At 56.0% G+C, this 21221-nt stretch carries 16 protein-coding genes; 10 read left to right on the top strand and 6 right to left on the bottom strand.

Annotated features, from left to right (window positions below):
• Positions 1 to 193 precede the first annotated feature (193 nt).
• From KUO20_RS02870 to csiR, 5 genes are all read right to left on the bottom strand, one after another.
• Positions 194 to 2749: a membrane-bound PQQ-dependent dehydrogenase, glucose/quinate/shikimate family gene (locus KUO20_RS02870; RefSeq protein ID WP_235041410.1), complete on the bottom strand. Its 2556-nt coding sequence runs from the start codon at positions 2747 to 2749 to the stop codon at positions 194 to 196.
• Positions 2750 to 2975: 226 nt separating this feature from the next.
• On the bottom strand, positions 2976 to 3764 hold the full coding sequence (locus KUO20_RS02875) for an EAL domain-containing protein (RefSeq protein WP_235041411.1): 789 nt from the start codon (positions 3762 to 3764) through the stop codon (positions 2976 to 2978).
• A 268-nt stretch (positions 3765 to 4032) separates the two neighbouring features.
• The gene (locus KUO20_RS02880) at positions 4033 to 5262 is read right to left on the bottom strand and encodes a CaiB/BaiF CoA transferase family protein (RefSeq protein WP_235041412.1); all 1230 of its coding nucleotides are present in this window, start codon (positions 5260 to 5262) and stop codon (positions 4033 to 4035) included.
• A 61-nt stretch (positions 5263 to 5323) separates the two neighbouring features.
• The gene (locus KUO20_RS02885) at positions 5324 to 6502 is read right to left on the bottom strand and encodes an acyl-CoA dehydrogenase (RefSeq protein ID WP_235041413.1); all 1179 of its coding nucleotides are present in this window, start codon (positions 6500 to 6502) and stop codon (positions 5324 to 5326) included.
• Between the two features lie 163 nt (positions 6503 to 6665).
• The gene (gene csiR, locus KUO20_RS02890; protein WP_235041414.1) at positions 6666 to 7445 is read right to left on the bottom strand and encodes a DNA-binding transcriptional regulator CsiR; all 780 of its coding nucleotides are present in this window, start codon (positions 7443 to 7445) and stop codon (positions 6666 to 6668) included.
• 342 nt (positions 7446 to 7787) lie between these two features.
• On the opposite strand from csiR, the gene KUO20_RS02895 reads away from it, so the two are divergent.
• From KUO20_RS02895 to KUO20_RS02905, 3 genes are read left to right on the top strand one after another with little or no spacing between them, the layout of a single operon-like run.
• Positions 7788 to 8759, top strand: a complete 972-nt coding sequence (locus tag KUO20_RS02895; protein ID WP_235041415.1) for a TAXI family TRAP transporter solute-binding subunit — start codon at positions 7788 to 7790, stop codon at positions 8757 to 8759.
• Positions 8760 to 8777: 18 nt separating this feature from the next.
• Positions 8778 to 9290 (top strand): DUF1850 domain-containing protein, encoded by a 513-nt coding sequence (locus KUO20_RS02900; protein WP_235041416.1) that lies wholly within the window; start codon positions 8778 to 8780, stop codon positions 9288 to 9290.
• Positions 9291 to 9322: 32 nt separating this feature from the next.
• The gene (locus KUO20_RS02905; RefSeq protein ID WP_235041417.1) at positions 9323 to 11341 is read left to right on the top strand and encodes a TRAP transporter permease; all 2019 of its coding nucleotides are present in this window, start codon (positions 9323 to 9325) and stop codon (positions 11339 to 11341) included.
• Positions 11342 to 11447: 106 nt separating this feature from the next.
• Here KUO20_RS02905 and KUO20_RS02910 read toward each other — a convergent pair whose 3' ends face one another.
• Positions 11448 to 13976, bottom strand: coding sequence for a penicillin-binding protein 1A (locus tag KUO20_RS02910; protein ID WP_235041418.1), 2529 nt, complete (start codon positions 13974 to 13976; stop codon positions 11448 to 11450).
• A 190-nt stretch (positions 13977 to 14166) separates the two neighbouring features.
• Here KUO20_RS02910 and pilM point away from each other — a divergent pair, with 190 nt between their 5' ends.
• From pilM to aroB, 7 genes are all read left to right on the top strand, one after another.
• Positions 14167 to 15144 carry a type IV pilus biogenesis protein PilM gene (gene pilM / locus KUO20_RS02915; RefSeq protein ID WP_235041419.1) on the top strand — a complete coding sequence of 326 codons (978 nt, stop codon included), beginning with the start codon at positions 14167 to 14169 and terminating at the stop codon, positions 15142 to 15144.
• Between the two features lie 16 nt (positions 15145 to 15160).
• Complete coding sequence (locus tag KUO20_RS02920; protein ID WP_235042404.1) at positions 15161 to 15694, top strand: PilN domain-containing protein; 534 nt, start codon at positions 15161 to 15163, stop codon at positions 15692 to 15694.
• Entirely contained in the window at positions 15691 to 16350 is a 660-nt protein-coding gene (locus tag KUO20_RS02925) for a type IV pilus inner membrane component PilO (RefSeq protein ID WP_235041420.1), read from the top strand. The genes KUO20_RS02920 and KUO20_RS02925 overlap by 4 nt, the downstream gene beginning before the upstream one ends.
• A complete protein-coding gene (locus tag KUO20_RS02930) occupies positions 16347 to 16904 on the top strand; it encodes a pilus assembly protein PilP (protein WP_235041421.1) in 558 nt (185 codons plus the stop codon). The genes KUO20_RS02925 and KUO20_RS02930 overlap by 4 nt, the downstream gene beginning before the upstream one ends.
• A gap of 116 nt (positions 16905 to 17020) precedes the next feature.
• Entirely contained in the window at positions 17021 to 19015 is a 1995-nt protein-coding gene (locus tag KUO20_RS02935; protein WP_235041422.1) for a type IV pilus secretin PilQ, read from the top strand.
• Complete coding sequence (gene aroK, locus KUO20_RS02940; RefSeq protein ID WP_235041423.1) at positions 19015 to 19599, top strand: shikimate kinase AroK; 585 nt, start codon at positions 19015 to 19017, stop codon at positions 19597 to 19599. The genes KUO20_RS02935 and aroK overlap by 1 nt, the downstream gene beginning before the upstream one ends.
• Positions 19596 to 20702 carry a 3-dehydroquinate synthase gene (gene aroB, locus KUO20_RS02945; protein WP_235041424.1) on the top strand — a complete coding sequence of 369 codons (1107 nt, stop codon included), beginning with the start codon at positions 19596 to 19598 and terminating at the stop codon, positions 20700 to 20702. Before aroK ends, aroB begins: the two co-directional genes overlap by 4 nt.
• Positions 20703 to 21221: the final 519 nt, after the last annotated feature.

Raw genomic sequence — 21221 nt, forward strand, 5'->3', positions numbered from 1 at the left:
AGGGTTGTTCTTTCAGCATAGTCGGTAATAGAGCACGCATATAGTATGCACAATCGACAGGCTGGCTCTGTGCTCGCCGTTGATCACGATTGAGTCGTCGTTCACGCTGTTCGGTGGAAAAATTTGCCATCAAAAAGATCGCCCCGGCTAAAGGGTCGGGGCGATCTCGTGTTACCGCAAGCGAAGTGGGCGATCAGGAATCGCTTTGCTTCGGCAGGGCGTAGGCGATCACGTAATCGCCGGTGGGGGTTTCCATAAAGTGGTGGCCCGTTGCCACGATCACCAGATACTGGCGGCCGTTGGCTTCATAGACCATCGGGTTGGCTTGGCCACCCGCGGGCAGTGCCGCTTGCCACACGGTTTCACCCGTTTCGATATCGATCGCGCGGATAAGATCGTCAGTTGCCGCCGCGATGAAAATCAGACCGCCGGCGGTAACGACAGAACCACCGTTATTGGGCGTGCCGATATCGATCGGTAGGCCAGAACGGATGCCCCAGGGGCCGTTGGCGCGAGCGGTGCCCAGCGGACGGTCCCACAGGGTGTCTCCGGTCGCCAGTTCGATGGCGCGGATGTGACCGTACGGCGGTTGCTTACACAGCATGCCGGTGTAAGGCACACGCCAGCCAGCGTTGACGTTGATGGCGTAGGGCGTGTTGGCCTGCGGATCGCCAGCACCTTCGGCGCCGCCGGTGTCTTCATCCAGCTCTTCACGCGGAACCCAGCCACGCTCGTTGGCAACGTCTCGCGGGACCAGCTCGTTGTAGTTGGGCATGTCGTTGTAGTTGGCAATGATCACGCCACGTCGCGGGTCGATTGCGACACTACCCCAGTCAGAGCCACCGTTGTAGCCGGTGTACTGGATCCACGGCTGCTCGGCGGTGGGCGGCGTATACATGCCTTCCCAGCTCGCCTGACGGTATTGAATCCGGCAGAACAGCTGGTCAAAGGGCGACATGCCCCACATGTCTTTTTCGTCGATCTCCGGCTGACGCAGCGTGGCATAGAGCGAGTAGGGCTGCGTTTCGCTGCGCATTTCGGGCTCGGCGCCACCTTGGGGTACCGGACGCTCTTCTGCACCGCCGCCCAGCAGTTCGCCGGTTTCACGATTGAAGACGTAGATCTCACCCTGCTTGGTCGGCATCACCAGCGCCGGCACGTTGCCGTCTTCGGTGGGGAAGTCGATCATCGAGGGCTGCGAGCCGGGATCGTAGTCCCAGACATCAACGTGGGACGTCTGGAAGTGCCACACCGGCAGGCCGGTTTCCACGTCGAGGGCGACCATGGAGGCTGCCCACTCGTTTTCCTCTTCGCTACGCGAGCTACTCCAGTAGTCGCCGGCGGCGTTGGCCATCGGTAGATAGACCATTCCCAAGCTGCTGTCGCCAGCGGCAATGGTCCACATATTGGGCGAACCGCGGGTATAAACGTCGTCACCCGTTAGCGGCTCGCTTTGGTCCGGGCGTGCGGCGTCCCAGGCCCAGCGCTGCTCGCCGGTCACCACGTCATAGCCCTGAATCACGCCCGAAGCGGGATAGCGGCGCTGGCCATCGAGCACCTGATGACCGGTAACGAGGACATCGTTGACGACCACGGGCGGGGAGTTGATGGCCACATAGCCCGGCGGTGTCTCGCCCATGTTGCGCTTGATATCGACCTGACCGTTGTCACCGAAACCGGTGCAGGGCTCGCCGGTGGCGGCGTCGACCTGAATCAGGCGGCCGTCGAGGGTGCCGGAGATGATGCGCGTGCGGCAGGCCTGATCGTCATTGGTGGCGACGGACGGCTGAGTCGGCGCTTCATCCTGTGGCGCGTTGTCTTGATCTTCCTCCTGCTCGTCATTAGCGGCGACCTGCTCACCCTGATTGGCAGCGTTGTCGTCAGCTTCAGGAGCCTGATCGTTCTCGGGCACTTCGTAGTAGGTCACACCCCGGCAAGCGGCGGTGTAGGGGATGGCGTCTTCGGAAACCACCGGATCGTAGCGCCAGTTCTCTTCACCCGTTGCGGCATCCAGAGAGACGAGGATGTTGCGCGAGGTACACAGGAAGACGTTGTCGCCCACTTTCAGCGGCGTTGTTTCGGCACCCCAGCGATGCTCGAGCAGATCGCCGGTACGGTATTCCCAGGCTACCTCGAGATCACCCACGTTATCCGGATTGATCTGTTCGAGCGGGGAGTAGCGCGTCGCGGCGGCATCACGCCCGTAGGCCGCCCAATCTCCGTCGGCCGGTGCGTCTGACGGCTGGGCGTTGCCCATGTCGGTGGCCAGCGAGCTCTCGGCCATCTCGGGCACGTCGGCGATGTGCTGGTAGCCACGCCCGGGAAGAAACGCTAACGCCCCGGCGATGATCAGACCCAGAACCATGACGCCCGCGACGGAGAAGCTGGCTTTACGGCCGGGGCCGCCTCTCAGGCGCGGAGCCGCCAAGGCGACGAGGATGGCGAGAATCAACACTACGTCCAGTCGGGGGATCCAGCGCCAGTAATTCAGCCCCGATTCCCATGCGGCCCAAAGTAAGGTGCCGATAAAGACGAGGGCAAAAATGTAGGCGCCGGACATGCGCCCTCGAACCAGTTGAACCCCGGCGATCAGCATTGCCACGCCGGCGATCAGGTAGTACCAGGAACCGCCCAGCGTCGCTAGATACAGCCCGCCGCCGCCGAGGGCGAGGCCGACGAGTGCAACGATAATCCCTACGAGTTTGGCGAAAAATCCGCCGGCACCGCGAGAAGTGGTGGAATGAGCCAATGTATTCTCCCTTGAATGACCTTGTTTGTTGTCTTCCCAAGACAAATACGTCGCGATGGAACCTAAGCGTGGTCGCCGTCACACTAAAAGGATAGTACACATTCATCTTAAATATATTTTGTAACTACTTGTCATTATCCATTTAGATTTGGGGTTCGTTCTCTACACTCTCCCTAAGCGTTGCGCGTAGGAGTGACGATGCAAGGATAACGTTGATTTACTGCGCCTATTGCTTGCTGCCTATTTCATTATTTAACCCAGCGAGTAGCGCGGTAATATCACTGCCCAGCGAGTTAATGGCCGGCTTAGCAAAGTAATAGCCCTGCTGCTGAATAATGCCAGCACGCGCCAGCCATAGCGCTTCAGTACGAGTCTCGACGCCTTCGGCGATGAGGGGTATATCAATCTCTTGGGCAAGTAATATTATTGCGTTCAGCAGTGCCTGGCGACGAGGATCACTATCACAGTGCATGACCAGTTCGCGATCGATTTTTAGCTTGTCAGGCGTCAGGTCGGTGAGTAGGTCTAAATTGGCGTAACCATTACCAAAGTCATCAAGCGCCGTTTTAAACCCCATGGAGCGATACGCATCAATGATATTGCACAGATGCTGCCGATTCTGGACGCGCTCAGTTTCGGTGATTTCGAAAATGAGCCGATTCGCTGGCCAACCAACTCGCGTTGATACCGCTAACGTTGCCTGGATACAGGCTTCTGGTTCATAAACAGCGTTGGGCAAGAAGTTGATCGAAAGGTTGGTTTGCATACCCAGCGCGCTGGCCATTTCTATCGCTTTCACCCGGCAGGCTTGGTCAAAACGGTAGAGCAAATCATTAGTGACTTGTGCAATGACGCTGGCGGCGGATTCCCCTTGCAAGCCGCGCACCAGGGCTTCGTAGGCGACGATTCGGGCTAGTGATAGGTCCACAATCGGCTGAAATGCCATGGTGAATTCAAAAGGTAAGTCGCCTTCACAGCGCCTACAGCTGCCGTTAACGCGTGCGCACTGGCTCATTGCTGCTCCTGAGTAGAGATTTCTAGTGGCTTGTCTGGCGCCGCTAAGACTTACATTGAGAAAACGTAATATCTATACGTGATACAGAAGCACCTTGCGATGCTTAGTTTAGATCTCAAAACATTGCGGGTATAGATTTTGTATAGCACTAATTCGCTGTAGTAAGTTTTATCCGTTGTTTCGGCAGGCACCCATAGGCACAAAAAAAGGCGCCTGGTGAGGCGCCACAAAGGGGAAGATATTTCACGTCACCGGTGCTTAATGCGGGCTAGATAATGCCTGCCTCACGCAGAGCGGTGCGCTGCTCGGGTGTAATGCCGAGCTCATCCAATACGTTTTCGGTATGTTCACCCAGGTGCGGTGGCGCCGTTGTGGCGCTCATTTGCTTACCGTTGAAGCGAATAGGATTGGCTACCAAATCCACATGGCCTGCCTGTGCGTGGGGCAGGGTTTGCCTAAGCCCGCGCGCTTTGACGTGGGGGTCGTCAAATACCCGGTCTAGCGTGTTAATCGGGCCGCAGGGCACGCCTACCGCTTCAAAGGCTGCGAGCCATTCATCGGTGCCGCGTTGAGCCAGTGCCGCTTCCAGCTGCGGAACCAGCAATACGCGCTGGTTAACCCGTGCGCCGTTAGTCGCAAAGCGTGGGTCTTCAGCCAAGCCTGGCAGTGACAACACGCTACAAAAGCGCTTGAACTGTTCGTCATTACCCACGGCGACAATAATATGGCCGTCCTGGGTGGCAAACGCTTGGTAGGGCACGATATTAGGATGAGCGTTACCTAATCGCTGGGGCACATTGCCCGAGGTTAGGTAGTTAAGCGCCTGATTGGCGAGCACGCCGACCTGCACATCCATGAGCGCCATATCAATGTGGCAGCCAACGCCGCTATCACGACGCTGATAAAGCGCCGCCAGCACCGCGTTGGAAGCATAAAGCCCGGTAAAAATGTCGGTAAACGCGACGCCGCTTTTGACCGGGCCACCGCCGGGTTCACCGTCTGGCTTGCCGGTCATGCTCATGATGCCGCCCATCGCTTGGATCATAAAGTCGTAGCCCGCGCGATGGGCGTAGGGGCTTTCCTGACCAAAACCGGTGATTGAGCAGTAAATCAGCTTGGGGTTTAGCGCCTGCAGGCTCGCGTAATCCAGCCCGTAACGCTTTAAGCCGCCCACTTTAAAGTTTTCTATCAGCACATCCGACTGAGCGACAAGCTGCTTAATCACCGCTTGGCCTTCGGGCTTGGCCATATCGATGGTGACCGAACGCTTGCCACGATTCGCGCACAGGTAATACGCCGACTCTTCTGTGCCACCCAGCCAAGGAGGGCCCCAATGGCGGGTGTCATCGCCGCTGCCGGGTCGCTCAACTTTGATGACATCAGCTCCCATGTCCGCGAGCATTTGTCCGCACCACGGCCCGGCCAGCACCCGAGAAATATCGAGTACTTTAATCCCGGCCAGTGGTTTGGTTGGCTCGCTTAACAGGGGCTTGCTCATAACAGCTGCTTCCTTGGCTGAATACGTTTAACGTTTATTGCTCAGGGTTCTATTAAGACTATTAAAAGAACGACTGAATGCCCGTCTGCGCACGGCCTAGAATCAAGGCGTGCACGTCGTGAGTACCTTCGTACGTATTCACCGACTCTAAGTTGACCATGTGGCGAATGACGCCGTATTCGTCGGAAACACCGTTGCCGCCGTGCATGTCACGGGACTGGCGGGCGATATCCAGCGCTTTGCCGCAGTTGTTACGCTTGATCAGCGAGACCATTTCCGGTGCCCAGTTGCCGCTGTCCATCAGGCGGCCAACCTGCAGCGCTGCCTGTAGACCCAGGGTGATTTCGGTCTGCATATCGGCCAGTTTTTTCTGGATGAGCTGATTGGCAGCCAGCGGGCGGCCAAACTGCTTACGATCAAGCGTATATTGGCGCGCGGCGTGCCAGCAGAATTCAGCGGTGCCCATGACGCCCCAAGCGATGCCGTAGCGGGCTTTGTTCAAACAGCCAAACGGGCCTTTCAGACCGCTGACGTTAGGCAGCAGGTTCTCTTCAGGAACGAAGGCGTTGTCCAGTACGATCTCACCGGTCGTCGAGGCGCGCAGCGATACTTTGCCTTCAATTTTGGGCGTGCTGAAACCGTCGGTTCCGCGCTCAACGATAAAGCCTTTAATCTGATTGTCGTGAGCCGCTGACTTGGCCCATACCACCGCGATATCGGCAATCGGGCTGTTGGTGATCCACATTTTGGCGCCGGTTAGGCGGTAGCCGCCGTCGACTTTTTCAGCGCGGGTAATCATGCCGCCCGGGTCTGAGCCGTGGTCGGGTTCGGTCAAGCCAAAGCAGCCAATCATTTTACCGCTGGCAAGCTTGGGCAGAAATTTTTGCTTCTGCTCTTCAGAGCCGTAGGTTTCGATGGGGTACATCACCAGCGAAGACTGCACGCTCATGGCTGAACGGTAGCCAGAGTCAACGCGCTCAACTTCACGAGCAATCAAGCCGTACGCGACGTGGTTAACGCCAGCACCGCCGTATTCAGGGGAAACGGTGGCGCCGAGCAGGCCAAGTTCGCCCATCTCGCTCATGATTTCACGTTCAAAGCGCTCTTCACGGAAGGCCGTTAGCACGCGGGGCTGAAGGTTTTCCTGGCAGTAATCATAGGCTGCATCACGAATCTGGCGCTCTTCATCCGTCAGCTGTTGTTCCAGTAGCAGCGGGTCGTCCCAGTTAAAATGCGTCATGGCGTGAATTCCTCGATTCGTTATGCAGGCGCTATAAATCGCCCACGGCAATGGATTGGCTGCAAAATAGCATAAGGCCAATGTATCGCCGTTAGTTTAAAATATCTACATTTTTTTAAAACGCAGAATTTATTTTGAGGTGGCACCGCTTAAATCGAAAGGTTTATTCGATGCCGTGCGCTTTGAGAACGCGGGTAATGATCGGAACCGGCGTCATCAGGTGGTCGCGCATCAGAGTGTCGGCCTGAGCGATGTCGCGGGCTAAAATGACATCCACCAGCGCTGAGTGCTCTTGGCGCTTAAGTTCTAATGCCTGGGGCGACATCACGGTTTCTTGCAGCCATAGATGGCGGTAGCGCTCTACCTGATCAAATAGCGTGTTGCGCATCTGCAGCAGGTGAGGGGAGTTGCAGCCGCTGGCAATCGCGGTGTGAAAGGTTTTATGACGCTGATCCCAGAGTTCGAGCAGGTCATCGGGTGTATTGATGTCGGTGACTTTCGCTAATAGGTGAGCGGTGGCGAGCACCATGGCCTCCCAGTCGTCGTCGCCGCGCTGTATAGCCAGGCGCAGAATTAGCCCTTCAAGCTGGGCACGGGCATCGTAAATATCATTGAGCTCGGCCAGCGACATCGGCGCGACGCGGTAGCCACGCTGGCTAATCGCCACGACTAAACGATCCGCCACCAGTTGGGAGAGCGCTTCGCGCAGCGGCCCGGTGCTAGCGCCGTAATGCTCTTTAAGGTGTGTCATTAATAGCTTTTGTCCCGGCGCATAGCAGCCGCGAATAATGTCATGCTTAAGCTGACGATAAGCGCTAATGGCTAAATTTTGGCGGGGACCGCTTGGCTCGCTAATGTTTTTTTCCTTAAGGGCTGGCGCTTGAAGATCGGATTCTTGAAGGTCGGACGCTTGCAAATCCGACGCCTTAACTTCGGGCTCCATATCAGTATGGCTCCTGGGCGAGTAGCGGTACATTGTGAGAGATTGTCAGCTATTATCAATAAATATTAACTATTTGGCAGAGGTAAAGAGATTACTAACGTATTTCCGCATTGTTGTCGGCGGATTATTTCTGATGACCAGGCTGACATTGCTCGCGGTCGTGGGCGTTGTGATGTCGTTAAACGTTAATAATGGCCAATTAGCATCTAACGCTTAAGCCGTGCTAACTTCTTCTCCACCGCGCCTGATTGGCCGTTTGATTGCCAGGCAGGCGCTGGGGCTCCAAAACCTCCTTTATCGTCAACCATACCTATAAGTCCAAGCAGGACGGAGGAAATGCTCATGCGAACTCTACGCTCTCTATATTCCACAGCAGCCGCTGCATCGCTGCTCGCGGTCGCGCTCCCCGCTAGCGCCCAACAACTTTCAATTGCGACCGGCGGCACCGGCGGCGTGTATTACCCTATCGGCGGTGGTTTCGCCGAAATGATCAACAACCATATTGAAGGTGCTCAGGCGACGGCGGAAGTCACCGGCGCGTCGGTTGAGAACATGGGGCTGATCATGCGTGGCGATGCGGATTTAGCGCTGGCCCTGGCTGATACGGTCTATCAGGCGTACACCGGCACCGGTGACTTTGACGGGCGTCAGGTCGAAAACACCCGTGCGCTGGCCTCTGTGTATCCCAATGCCGTGCAGCTTGTCACGCTAGCAGAGTCGGATATTAAATCGATTGCAGATTTGGCCGGTAAACGCGTTTCTGTGGGCGCACCGGGCAGCGGCACTGAGCTTAATGTGCGTGCGTTGCTTGAATCCAATGGCGTTGACTATGAAGACTTTACGCCTCAGCGCCTTAACTTCAATGAAACCGCCGATGCGATTCGCGATGGCGATATCGACGCGGGTTTCTGGAGCGTAGGGCCGCCCACCAGTTCAATTCTTAACCTAGCCGCCACGCGTGATATTCGCCTTATTGGCTTCTCTGACGAAGAGATCGCTAACGCGCAGGAAGAAGAAGCGGTGTTTGCACCGTATGAGCTAGCCGCCGGTATGTATGACGGCATGGATGAAGCGGTTCAGACGATCGGTATTCCTAACGTATTGGTGGTTAACGCCGATATGGACGAAGAGTTGGCGTACCAGCTTACCCAGCTGCTGTTTGAAAACACCGACGAACTGATTGCTGTTCACCCTGCGGCGAATGACACCACCGTTCAGTTCACAATGGAATCTACGCCGGTGCCGTTACACCCAGGTGCGCTGCGTTATTTCGAAGAAGTTGGCGCTGACATCCCGGATCGCCTACGTCCGTAACGGCTAAAGGACACCACCATGCAGTGGCAACATCGACTGGTGGCGCTACTGATTGCATGTTTACCACTCGCCGAAGTGGGGGCTTCCCCCGCTTCGGCGACGCCGTTTATGCGATTAGCAGTGACGACCGAGCAAGGCGACGTCTTGGTGGATGAAACGGTTCCTCTGGGCGGCCGCTGGTGTATTAAGTGGCAGCACTCCGTTGAGCACTTCACCGTACTGGACTGCTATCGCAATGTGGCAGGCGTAATGCAGTTAGAACGTAGCCATCAACCTGACTTCGCCGCAGGGCTTGGGCATATTTTTGGCCGTGGAGAGCAGGTCTCAGACGGTGAGGGCGGTTACTGGATTAATGCGATTGACGAGCCTGTCGTCAATAATCGCTATCTATTAAGAGTCGGCTCGCCTGCCGTCAATCATCGAGTGGTTTGGCCAGACGGAGAGCATCCTCAGGTGAGCTTGAGTGCGCTCGCCGCTGGACAGCGCGTGACCGTTCAGCTAGCCGCTCCTCACGCCTTCCCGCGTGAATAAAAACGACATTAGTTAACGCTTCCGAGGACTTCATGAACGAATCCAATCAACCGTCGACCGTAATACCGGGCGGTAATGTGATTCAACCCCGCATGGTGCTGTGGTTGATCACTATTGTGGCGGTGGGACTTTCCCTTTTTCAGCTGTATTCCGCGGGTATCCAGCCGTTAGGGCTGTTTTATCAGCGCAGTATTCACCTGGCATTGATCATGATGCTGGCGTTTTTAATGTTCCCAGTCTTTGGCCCTACCAGTAAGCGTGGCGTCGTTGGGTGGGGAGTTGATCTCGTGTTTTTAGCCGGGGCGATCATCACCGGCGGCTATCTAGTGTTCAATCTGGATGAGATTTTCAGTCGCGCGGGTTTTTGGAGCAGTACCGACATTCTGGTCGCCTGTATTGCGACCGTGACGGTGCTGGAAGCGAGCCGCCGCGCGGTAGGTTTTGGTATGACCGTGATCGGCTTGATTGCCATTGTGTATGCCTTTGCCGGGCCGCGGGGCGAGCTGCCGTGGCTGGGCGAATGGATGCCGGGCATTCTGGAGCATCGCGGCTATACCATTGACCGCGTTGCTGGCCAGCTTTACTTGGGCCAAGAGGGTATCTTCGGCCTGCCGCTCGGCGTGGCAGCCACCTATATCTTTATTTTTGTACTGTTTGGCGCCTTTTTGGAATGCACCGGTGCGGGTAAGTTCTTCATCGATATGGCGTATGCCGCTACCGGTCGCCAGCGCGGCGGCCCGGCCAAGGCTGCGGTGCTAGCCTCAGCGGGCATGGGGTCTATTTCCGGCAGCGCGATTGCCAACGTTGTCACTACCGGCGCGTTTACTATTCCGCTGATGAAAAAACTGGGCTACAAAGCCAAGCAGGCAGGGGGCATTGAAGCTGCTGCTTCAACCGGCGGGCAGATTATGCCGCCGTTGATGGGGGCGGGTGCTTTCTTGATTGCCGAGTACACCAATACGCCGTACTTGGACATTGTGAAAGTCAGCATTTTGCCGGCGATTATGTATTTCTCGACGGTCTATCTGTTTGTCCACATTATTGCTCTTAAGCAAGGCATGCAGGGGCTGCCGAAAGAAGAGCTGCCGCAGATGCGCCAAGTCCTGAAAGAGGGCTGGCACTTCTTGCTGCCGCTGGCCGTGCTGGTCTGGCTGCTGGCGCTGAGTATGTCGCCCATGCGCGTCGGCTACTATGCGGTGGTCACCATGGTGACAGTGGCGGTATTACGCTATGCGCTGTGGTTCTTCTTTGTGGCGCCGAGACAGGGGCAGCCGGTAACGTCGACTTCGATTAAAAACGTTATTCGCGCAGGTTTTGCCAAGCTGATTGAAGGATTAGAGCTCGGTGCACGCAATGCGGTGTCTGTCTCGATGGCCTGTGCGGTGGCCGGTATTATCGTTGGCGTTGTGGGCTTAACCGGTTTAGGCCTGAAGTTCTCGTCGATGATGCTGGCTTTCTCTGGTGGCAACATTCTGCTCGCGCTGCTGATGGTGCTATTGGCAAGCTTGGTGCTAGGCATGGGCCTGCCGGTCACGGCGAGCTACATCGTGCTGATTGTGCTAGTTGGCCCGGCGCTTACCCAGGAGTTTGGTATCCCGCTGCTGGTCGCTCACCTGGTGGTGTTCTGGTACTCCCAGGACTCTAACGTGACGCCGCCCATCGCCTTGGCAGGTTTTGCCGGGGCGGCGATAGCAGGCAGTAAGCCGATGGAAACGAGCTTCCAGGCGTGGAAATTTGCCAAAGGGCTGTACCTGATTCCGCTGTTTATGGTGTTCAACCCAGAAATCATCATGGGTGGCCCCGTGCCGGTGGTGATCTGGAACGGCGTCATCGCCATCCTGGCACTAGGCGCTTTTGCAGCGGCCTTGGAAGGGTATCTGTTTACCCGTATGTCGTGGCTACCTCGCCTGGCGATTACGGCGGCGATTATTGGGGTGTTCTATCCTAACCTGATGACCGAGATTGCCGGTGTCGTGGTGATGGTTGTGGTGATTGGTGCCAACTGGCTGGCCAGTAAGCGCCAGCCGGAAACTCCCGCCGTTAATGGCTAAGGGCGATAGCCGCAAAGACGCTAAGTAAGTAATAAAAAAAGGCCCGGAGATATTCTCTCCGGGCCTTTTCGCTATTGCGCCGTGGCGTAGGGGTTAGCCGCTAGCGTTAGAAGATTGACTCTGCGGTGCCTGAGCCTTGCGAGCCGCTGGCTTCTTCCAGCTCGCGACTGATACGGCGCTGCTGGTAGTCCGGCAAGTGATCGCGATGGAACAGCTCTGTGAGGCCGCCCGGCTGGTCGTCAGTTAAGCGACGGCCGGTATCCGGATCAACGCGCGCAGTCACAATCGTATCAGGGCGATCTGGTACGGCCGGCGGCGTGCCTTCCAGCGCATCACCCATAAACTCTACCCAAATCGGCAGGGCGGCGCCGGCACCATACTCAGCGAGGGTTTCATTGCTGTCTTTGCCGACCCACACTGTGGTGACTATGTCGCTGTTAAAGCCCGCAAACCATGCGTCGCGCAGGCTGTTCGTGGTGCCCGTTTTGCCCACGATGTCTTCACGGTTCAGGCTTAGCGCACCGCGCCCAGTGCCCGAGGTGATAACGTCACGCAGCATGTCGCGCAGAATATAAACCGCGGCCGGATCGGCTACCCGTTTGGCGATGGGGTATTCGCGGCCATCAATTTCTACCGTTTCCTGATCCTCTGCACAGCTTGGGCAAGCCACTTGAGGCGTTGCTTCATCAATCAGTTCGTTATCATCGTTGCGGGTCACACGCTCAATAAACCAGGGTGCGACTTGGAAGCCGCCATTAGCAAGAACGGCGTAGGCGTTGGTCATTTCCATGGGCGTTAAGCTCGCGCTGCCAAGCGCTAAGGCCAGACCATGAGGTAAGCGGCCAGGTGCAAAGCCGAAGCCTTCCAAGTAGTTAATTGTGTGATCCAAGCCCATCGTCTGAAGGACGCGGATAGTCACCAGGTTTCGTGAACGTGCCAGCGCAGGGCGTAGTCGCATCGGGCCTTGGAAGTCACGGCTAGAGTTCACTGGCCGCCATAAAGAGTTACTGCCGTCGTCAAGCACTACCGGTGCGTCATTGACCACGGTTGCAGCATTCATCTCGCCATCTTCAAGAGCCGCCAAGTAAATGAAGGGCTTGAAAATAGAGCCTGACTGGCGCTGAGCTTGTACCGCGCGGTTGAACTTGCTGGCGTTAAAGTCAAAGCCACCTTGAAGGGCGAGAATGGCGCCGGTGCGCGGATCTTGTGCGACCAGCGAGCCTTCGGCGTCCGGGCGTTGAGAAAGACGCAGTGAGCCGTCTTCATTCTCAATCACACGAATCATGTCACCACGGACGGCAATTTGATCAGCCGAGCTGGGTGCGGCCCCACGACTGCGTGGGCTAAGGTACTTTTGTGCCCAGCTTAAGCCCGCCCAGGGGATCGTTTGTAGCCCACCGTTGCGGGTAAGTACTTTCATTTCCTGGCCGCTACTCTCTACCACGATCGCGGGCTTCAGCAGGCCGTAGTTGGGCGTGCGCTCGAGTACCTGAACCCAGTTACTGACGTCGCCATCAAACCCTTCCACTTCCGTTTGGCTACGCTGCGCGGCCTGGCGGGCGGTTTGACGAATTTCGGGCGACTCAGAAAGCTCCTCTTCAAGGCCTTGCGTCGCGGTTTGCTCTTGCGCTTCGACTAAGCTGGCAGCAATGTCACGCTGCTCTGGCCCGCGCCAGCCATGGCGCAGGTCATAGGCGGTCAGGCCATTGGCTAACGCTTTTTGAGCAAAGGGCTGTAGCTCGCTATTAATAGTGGTGTAGATGCGGTAGCCGCCGGTATAGGCCTCGTCGCCAAAACGCTCAACCGCATACTGACGCGCCATTTCTGAAACGTAGTCAGCGTCAACTTCGGTTTGCGTGTAGTGACGGCGGGCCGTCACCGGATCTTGAACCGACGATTGATAGGTGCTCTGGTCGATATAGCCTAATTCGCGCATGCGAAACAGAATCCAGTTGCGTCGAATGAGCGAGCGCTCTGAATTAGCCAGCGGGTTGAACGCAGAGGGCGCTTTGGGCAGCCCCGCAATCATCGCCGTTTGCGCGAGCGTCAGTTCAGCCAGCGGCTTGTCATAGTAAGTTTCAGCGGCAGCTGCGATGCCATAGGCACGGTTGCCCAAGAAAATCTTGTTAACGTAAAGCTCGAAAATTTCTTCTTTGCTGAGTACTTGCTCCATTTGCAGCGCTAGCAGGATTTCACGAATCTTACGTGTAAAGGTTTGATCCAGCGTCAGCATGTAGTTACGGGCGACCTGCATTGTGATGGTCGAACCGCCTGACTGAATAGACCCGCCGCTGCTAACCAGCTCCACCGCAGCCCGGGCTATGCCACGAGGGTCGACGCCGGAATGATTAAAGTAGTTGGTGTCTTCGGCCGCGACCAAGGCATTGACCATATCCTGCGGAATTTCATCGAAGTCGATCGCCATGCGACGCTCCTCACCGAATTCGCCAATCAGCTTACCGTCTTGCGTAAAGATTCTCAGCGGGGAGTGCAGCTCAAAGTCTTGCAGTTGACGCACGTCAGGTAAGCCTGGCGCAAAATAAATAGCCGCGGCCACCACGGCCAGCACGGTGGCGCCGACCAATGACACAATGAGAAAAAATAGCGACACAATAAGGGTTCGAAGAAACGTCATGAACAAAGAGCACCCTGGAGAGAATAAAAAGATCGGCGTCTGAACGGCCGCATCATGTAATTGGCTGCCATTATAGGAAGCTGAGGCGGCGGCCACCAGTGTTGATATGTTGTAAGTTCGTCCGCGTGAGTCTTAAGTAAAAATAAGGTAACCTCGATTCACGTGATCAGCAGGTGGAGCTGAACCTACTATGAGCCTTATGAAATCCGATAAAGGGTTGATCGGTATAGACATTACGTCGGCGAACATAAAGCTGCTGGAGCTAAAGCAGTGTCGTGGTAGTTACCAGGTAGAAAGCTATGCCATTAAAACACTGCGCGAAAGTACGCTAATTGAACGTCGTATTCGTGACATTAATGACGTTATCAGTACGTTGAAACGCGCTTTAGACCATGCGCAGCCCTCTACACGTAAAGCCGCCGTCGCCATCCCTGCGAGTGCGGCCATCACTAAAACGCTGAGCTTTTCTATCGAACTGCGTGAAGACGAGATAGAAGAGCGCATTATGGCCGAATCCGACCGCCATATTGCTTTTCCGTTCAATGACGTTGCTTTCGATTTTAAATGCTTGGGCCCAGCGCCGTTTGATAAAGGGCAGCAGCAGGTAGATCTGGTGGCCTGTCGCCAGCGCGACGTTATCCAACTTTCTGAAACGTTAGAGCTCGCAGGTCTTGAGCCTGCGGTCGTGGATGTTGAGACCTTTGCGCTGGCGCGCTCGCTGGGTGAATTACACGGCCAAACGCCCGCCGGTGATGCGGCTGTTGGCGCGGATACGGCCTGTGTTGGCGTCGTCGATATTGATACTGCAACGCATGGTTTATACGTCTTTCATGGCCAGCATATGGTCTATAGCCGCAGCGCGGCGTTTGACGATAGGTCGCTAACCACCTCTTTACTCGACGCCGTTGCTCAGCAGGCTATACGCGCCTTACAGCGTTATCACACCAAGGCGTACCAGCAGGTAATACAGCATATCGTATTGGCCGGTGTATCAAGCGTGATGCCTGGCCTAGCCGAGCGTATTGCTAACGATAGCGGCACGCCGGTGAGCATCGCTAACCCCTTTCAGCACATGCAGGTCAATAAACGTTTAAACCTTCAAGGGCTGATGGATGATGCGCCGACGATGTTAACCGCCGCTGGCTTAGCGATGAGGGTGAATCAATGAGGGTCTGCCGGTGAATATGAGCATTAATCTGCTGCCTTGGCGGCAGGCACAGCGAGAGCGGCGAACGCGACACTACTATGTCGCTGTGGCGATCATGCTGCTACTGGGCGTAATGATTGGGGTGCTTATCTCTCACTTTTATCAGCTTAAGCTGGCCGTTCAGCAGCAGCGCAACGCGCTTATTAGCAGCCATATTGAGCGCCTGCATGCGGATATTGACAGCGTGTCGCGCGTAGAGCGCGATGCAGCGCGGTTAAATGAGCAAATAGGCGTGTTTCAGGCGATGCAGTCTAGGCGTACCGATACCGTACACCTGGTTAATAACGTGGCGAATAGCGTCGTTAATGGCGTGGTCTATCAGCGGCTATCGAGAAGCGATAATAGCGTCAGCGTGACGGCGGCTGCGGACAGCGCTCGGCAGGTGTCCGAGCAGCTTCGTCGTATTGCCGCGCTACCGGGCTTGGGAGTGCCGGTGCTCTCTGCGCTGGAAAGTGAGCAGGACGGCGCGGGCCGCGTGTTTCATTTCGACGTTGAGCAGGCAGCGCTATGAGTTTTCAGCGCGACTCCTGGGCCATGGAATGGCAGCGCTTGCGCGAGGTTGACTGGCGAGGGTTAGACGTTAAAGAAGCCGGTAGCTGGCCGTGGCTATTAAAGGTTATGAGCTGCGGTTTAACGCTGCTGGCGACGCTGGGCGTGATGCTATGGTTGACGGTCGGTGAGCAGCGCGATGCCTTCATGGCCGCGCAGCGCCAGGAAGTCAGGCTGCTAAGTGAATATCGCAGCCGAGTCTCTGAAGCCGCTTTCTTGCCGGAACGGCGTGATCAATTGGCAGCCTTAAAAGCGCAGGTGGCGCGCTTTCATACGATGCTGCCCAGCGATGCGGAAATCCCCTCGCTGCTTGATAGTATCAGTGATGCCGCGGCTGATAACCGCCTGATGATCGACACGATTTGGCTGCGCCCTTCGCTGGAGAAGCCGCACTATATAGAGCAGCCGCTGGATATTCAGGTGCGCGGCGGCTATCACCAGTTGGCGCGTTTTATCGCCGATATCGCATCGCTGCCGCGCATGGTGACCCAGCATGATTTTACCTTAGCGCCCGTTGAGGGGCACGGCGACATGCTGCAGCTGTCGCTTCTTGCCCGCACCTATCGCTATGCCGAAGACAGTGATCTGCCGCTGGATGAGGAGGCAGAAGTGCTATGACGCCAAGCCAACAGCGACTCTTGAAGCGTGCTGCGCCGCTGGTGATGCTGGGCTCTGTGGTCTTGTTGTCTGGCTGTGCGGAGCCTGATTTAGACCCGCTGGCGCAGACGCTGGCTGATATTCGGCAGTCGCCGTTAGGCGAGCCGCCATCAATAAGCGTGTTAGCGCCAGAAAGCGCCTCGTTAGACTACTTGTATAGCGATCAGCGCAGCCCTTTTTTGGCGCCACAAGCGATAGCTGAGAGTGGCAATCAGCGCAACGACCGCGTGCCAGCGCCGAACTCGCAGCGCGCCTCTGAGCCATTAGAGCAATTCTCTCTGCAAGAGCTGCAGCTGGTGGGCACGATGACAATGGCAGGGCGCCGAGTGGCGTTAATTGCATCGCCCGATGGCGCCGTGACCAGTGTCAGAAAAGGTGACTACATGGGCACTAACAATGGGCGGATTGCGCAAATAGACGCGCAGGCAATTCATCTCACCGAACACGTACTTACTCAACGCGAAGGTTGGCAGGAGCGACAGGTATCGCTCGTCATTAACGAAGACGACTCCTAACTGGATAATAGCTTATGACAGTGACCGCTTGGCAACGAAGATTCTTTTCGGAGGTAGCCGCACGCTTGCCTTCGCTATTGGCGTCATTATGTATAGCAATGGGCGCATCAGTATCAATGGCGTTGCCTTCATGGGCCGCTGCGTCAGTGCTGACCGACATCGACGTGCTGCCTGCGCAAAGCGGTGGGATTGACGTTGATCTTTATTTCTCCGGCGGCGTGCCCGAGCTGCGCAGCTATCGATTAACGGCCCCGCCACGCGTCACGCTTGATTTGGCTGCGACGCAAAATGGAACCCCCCATCGGCGTGTGGACGTGAATCGCGGGGGCATCGAGCAGATTACTGCTCTGGAGGGTAATGGCCGAACGCGCCTAGTTGTTAATCTTCGCGAAGCGCAGAGCTTTACTTCTAGCGTGCTGGAAGATCGTTTGCGTATTCGCTTTGAGGCTGACCCTCATGGCGCTAATAACGCCGCTGCAACGGCGCTTGAAATCGACGAGGGGCCGCATATAGAAAACATTGATTTTCGACGCGGTCAGGACGGTGCCGGGCGACTCATCGTTACCTTTGACCGTGAAAGTGTGGACGCAAACGTGCGTGAAAGCAGCGAAGAGAGCGTGATCGTCGAGTTGCCCGGCGTATCCCTGCCTGACGCACTGAATCATATCTACGATGTTACTGATTTTGCCACTCCCATCACGCGCATTACGCCTCGATTAGGGCCACGGAGTACGCAGCTCGCGATCGCAACGCAGGGGGCTTTTGCGATGATCTCCTCGCAAAATGGTCGCACGTTGACGGTCGATGTTCAGCCCGCTGCCCAGGCACCGTCTTCTTCTCAAGCGCCGGGGGGTAGCTTTCACGGTGAGCCGCTGAGCCTTAATTTTCAGGATGTTGATGTGCGCTCAGTGTTAGCGACGCTGGCCCAGTTTACCGGCCAGAACCTGGTCGCCAGTGATAGCGTGACCGGGCGCGTGACGCTTAATTTAAATGATGTGCCTTGGGATCAGGCGCTGGCGCTGATTTTACAAACCCAAGGGCTGTCGAGTCGTGAGCAGGGCAATGTGATATGGGTGGCGCCCACTCATGAATTGGCTGATTTAGAGCGCCAGGCGCTGGAAGCTCGCCATCAGCGTGAAACGCTGTTGCCGCTGGTGACCGAGTTTATCGAAATCAAATATGCGCGGGCCGATGATTTGGCTCAGCTGTTAAGCGGAGGCGAAAGCGAGGGCTTTGGGCTGCTAACGGAGCGTGGCCGGGTGAGCGTCGATCATCGAACCAATACGCTGCTAGTGCAGGATACCGCCGCGCAGGTGCGCGATATTGCCCGCACGATTGATCGTTTGGACGTCGCCGTTCGCCAGGTGCAGATAGAAGCGCGCATTGTCATCGCGCGGGACACCGCGTCCCGCGAACTCGGGATTAACTGGGGCATGTCGAGTACGCGAGGTTTTCAACAAGGCGATGATGGCGCGTTTACGCGACGAAATATTAACCCCAATAACATTAACCGAGCACAGGGAGGCCTGGCCGTTGACTTAGGGGCGGCATCGGGGCGGGGCACCGGCTTTAGCTTTGGCTATTTATCGGGCGATATTTTGTTGGATCTGGAGCTGCGCGCCCTGGAAAGTGAAGGTAAAAGCCAGACCATTTCTCAGCCTAGAATTATTACTGCCAATCAGCGCACGGCCAGAATAAGCCAGGGCGAGGAGCGCGCTTTTCAAAGCGTGGATGGCAATGACAATCCGGACACTGAGTTCAAAGAAGCCGAGCTTTCACTGGAGGTCACGCCGCAAATCACGCCGGATAATCGCATTATTATGGATCTGGTGATCAAAAATGATAGCTTTCGTGAATCAGAGTTCGGCGGTGAGCCGCCGATTGATACCAATCAAATTGAAACCCAAGTATTGGTAGATAACGGCCAAACGGTGGTATTAGGCGGTATTTTAACGACAGAAGAACTTCGTCAAATCGCCAAAACACCGCTCTTGGGCGATATTCCTTTGCTGGGTAGACTGTTTCGCTATACCGCAGAGAGCAATGAAAAGGTAGAGTTGTTAGTCTTTATTACTCCACGACTCCTTGACGATGGCTTGACGGTTCGCTGATGCAGGATTTACCTAATCTATTTCTTATTGGCCCCATGGGGGCTGGCAAAAGTACTATTGGTCGCCTGCTGGCGGCCGAATTGTCGCGCCAATTTTATGACAGTGACCACGCCATACAGGATCGGTGCGGGGCGGATATCCCGTGGATTTTTGATGTCGAGGGTGAGCAAGGCTTTCGCCTGCGAGAAATTCATATGATAGATGAGCTGACCCAGCTTTCGTCCGTGGTTGTCGCCACCGGCGGTGGCGCGGTGCTGCGCGAAGAGAATCGCCGCGCGCTGCGTGATCGGGGGACGGTCGTTTATCTACTCACCACCGTTGATCAGCAGCTCAAGCGCACGGCGAAAGATCGCAATCGTCCGCTGTTGCAGTGCACTAATCGTGAGCAGGTTCTCAACGATATGTTTGCCCAGCGTGATCCGCTTTACCGCGCGACCTCGGATATTGCCGTGCGCACAGACCGGCGCAGCCCCCGGGCGGTGGTGAATGAAATTTTGCGGCGAGTATATCGGCTGGTTGATCCATTAGAACCATTACCGGTTCATCGCGCCGCTGAAACGCTTAACCATAAGGTATTTCCATGACCGCTCCAGTCGATGCACGGCGTACGCTTCACGTTGCCTTAGGTGAGCGCAGCTATCCCATCCATATCGATACAGGGCTCATCGGTCGCGCGGATGCTTTGACGCCATATTTGGCCGGTCAGCAGGTGATGATAGTCACCAATGAGACGATCGCACCGCTGTATCTAGACAAGCTCTGCGCCAGCCTGCCTGACGGTGTCGAGGTGCGCACTGTGGTGCTGCCGGATGGCGAACAGTACAAAACCATTGAACACGTCAGCCGGATTTGGGATGCGCTGTTAGAGGCCGGCTTTAACCGCCGCTGCACTCTGGTCGCGCTAGGCGGCGGGGTGATCGGCGATATGGTGGGCTACGCTGCCGCTTCCTATCAGCGCGGCGTTGCGTTTATTCAAGTGCCGACCACGCTGCTTTCCCAGGTGGACTCGTCGGTGGGCGGCAAAACGGGCGTTAATCACCCGCTGGGCAAAAACATGATTGGCGCTTTCTGGCAGCCTAAAGCGGTGCTGATAGATATCGAGTCGCTGAAGAGTTTGCCGCGTCGTGAGCTGTCGGCAGGGCTTGCCGAAGTCGTTAAATACGGGTTTATCCGTGATGAAGCATTTTTAAGCTGGCTGGAAGCCAATATGCCAGCGCTGCTGGATGTCACGCCCGATGTGATCGCCGAAGCCATCGCACGCAGCTGTCAGATCAAAGCTGATATCGTTGCCGAAGACGAGACCGAGCAAGGCGTGCGTGCCTTACTGAATCTAGGGCACACCTTTGGCCATGCTATTGAGGCGCATCAAGGTTACGGCAACTGGTTGCACGGTGAGGCAGTGGGCGCGGGTATGGCCATGGCGGCGACGCTTTCCCAGCAGCTGGGTTGGATTGATGAAGCGATGCTTGCCCGAAGTCTGGCGGTCATTGAGCGCGCGGGATTGCCATTAGCGGCACCGGCGAATATGTCTAGCGAAGACTTTTTAACGCGAATGCGGCTTGATAAGAAGAATATCGATGCCAAGCTGCGCCTGGTACTGCTCAATAGCCTGGGGGATGCCTGCGTCAGCGACGCCACGCCGGTGCCGGTACTGCAAACCCTGCTGGATGACTATCCGCGCCGTTAAGCGGTGCAATTAAGTGCCAATGCCAGCAAGTACGTAAGCCAGCAAGTAGTTAAGAACGTAAGCTAGCTCAACCCGTCTTTAATCACCGCTCACTAAGCTAAGCGGCGATTGAAGGCGGGTTTTTTGTTTCTCGGTTTCCATGCAATTAATGTCTTTTTAGATAATCGGTATGCCTTATGCGCTATCGGCATGGGTTAAATTGCTTATTTAAGACTAAAGTCTAATCTCGAATCGCTACCGTTTAAATATCGTTATACGTGCTTGCAAGTGTTTGAAGTCTATATATTTTTTCATAATTAGGTGATGCAAGCTAAGGATTTGAAAAGAGTTTTTCTAACATCGTATGTAAGTGGCGATTGCGCAAATAGGGTGCGAATCGCTATGCTGGCCGACCATTTTGTTTCAGCAGCGAAGGTGGGAAGCATCCCTTTTTGGGTGGGTAATAAACACTATAAAAAAAGCAAAACCTGCCTTTTTACCACACACACGCTGCTAAAAAAAGACCCTGACTAGAGGCGC

The sequence above is a fragment of the Vreelandella profundi genome, from assembly GCF_019722725.1.
Taxonomy (GTDB): domain Bacteria; phylum Pseudomonadota; class Gammaproteobacteria; order Pseudomonadales; family Halomonadaceae; genus Vreelandella; species Vreelandella profundi.

Excerpts from the sequence above, each read along its gene's own strand:
- KUO20_RS02875 (WP_235041411.1), bottom strand. The coding sequence starts at position 3,764 with ATGAGCCAGTGCGCACGCGTTAACGGCAGCTGTAGGCGCTGTGAAGGC.
- KUO20_RS02880 (WP_235041412.1), bottom strand. The coding sequence starts at position 5,262 with ATGAGCAAGCCCCTGTTAAGCGAGCCAACCAAACCACTGGCCGGGATT.
- KUO20_RS02885 (WP_235041413.1), bottom strand. The coding sequence starts at position 6,502 with ATGACGCATTTTAACTGGGACGACCCGCTGCTACTGGAACAACAGCTG.
- csiR (WP_235041414.1), bottom strand. The coding sequence starts at position 7,445 with ATGGAGCCCGAAGTTAAGGCGTCGGATTTGCAAGCGTCCGACCTTCAA.
- KUO20_RS02895 (WP_235041415.1), top strand. The coding sequence starts at position 7,788 with ATGCGAACTCTACGCTCTCTATATTCCACAGCAGCCGCTGCATCGCTG.
- KUO20_RS02900 (WP_235041416.1), top strand. The coding sequence starts at position 8,778 with ATGCAGTGGCAACATCGACTGGTGGCGCTACTGATTGCATGTTTACCA.
- KUO20_RS02905 (WP_235041417.1), top strand. The coding sequence starts at position 9,323 with ATGAACGAATCCAATCAACCGTCGACCGTAATACCGGGCGGTAATGTG.
- KUO20_RS02910 (WP_235041418.1), bottom strand. The coding sequence starts at position 13,976 with ATGACGTTTCTTCGAACCCTTATTGTGTCGCTATTTTTTCTCATTGTG.
- pilM (WP_235041419.1), top strand. The coding sequence starts at position 14,167 with ATGAGCCTTATGAAATCCGATAAAGGGTTGATCGGTATAGACATTACG.
- KUO20_RS02920 (WP_235042404.1), top strand. The coding sequence starts at position 15,161 with ATGAGCATTAATCTGCTGCCTTGGCGGCAGGCACAGCGAGAGCGGCGA.
- KUO20_RS02925 (WP_235041420.1), top strand. The coding sequence starts at position 15,691 with ATGAGTTTTCAGCGCGACTCCTGGGCCATGGAATGGCAGCGCTTGCGC.
- KUO20_RS02930 (WP_235041421.1), top strand. The coding sequence starts at position 16,347 with ATGACGCCAAGCCAACAGCGACTCTTGAAGCGTGCTGCGCCGCTGGTG.
- KUO20_RS02935 (WP_235041422.1), top strand. The coding sequence starts at position 17,021 with ATGGCGTTGCCTTCATGGGCCGCTGCGTCAGTGCTGACCGACATCGAC.
- aroK (WP_235041423.1), top strand. The coding sequence starts at position 19,015 with ATGCAGGATTTACCTAATCTATTTCTTATTGGCCCCATGGGGGCTGGC.
- aroB (WP_235041424.1), top strand. The coding sequence starts at position 19,596 with ATGACCGCTCCAGTCGATGCACGGCGTACGCTTCACGTTGCCTTAGGT.